This is a genomic window from Haemophilus sp. UMB1048, assembly GCF_030218125.1.
In the GTDB taxonomy this organism is placed as follows: Bacteria; Pseudomonadota; Gammaproteobacteria; order Enterobacterales; family Pasteurellaceae; genus Haemophilus_D.
Map to the genome: position 1 here is coordinate 1 of NZ_JASOPB010000157.1, position 246 is coordinate 246.

The 246-nt window shown below is 41.5% G+C and carries 1 protein-coding gene; it reads left to right on the forward strand.

What is annotated here, in order from left to right; translation table 11 throughout:
• On the forward strand, positions 1–246 hold a 246-nt coding region (locus tag QP437_RS10815), incomplete at both ends, for a DUF3418 domain-containing protein (RefSeq protein WP_285267768.1).

Consider the following 246-nt stretch of genomic DNA (forward strand, 5'->3'; position numbering starts at 1 on the left):
TTGTGTTGAGCGCTTGCAATACGCAAATGACACTGATTTGGCAGATTACCCAGATACTTGGCATACGATTGGAACAGACGGTCAGAAAATCAACTTGCATTTAAGCTACATTTATGATCCGCATGATCCTTTAGATGGTGTAACTGTACACGTTCCACTTCATGCGCTTTTGCGACTTAAGCCTCAAGAGTTTACTTGGAATGTGCCAGGCTTATTAGACGAGCTTATTATTGGCATGATTAAGTC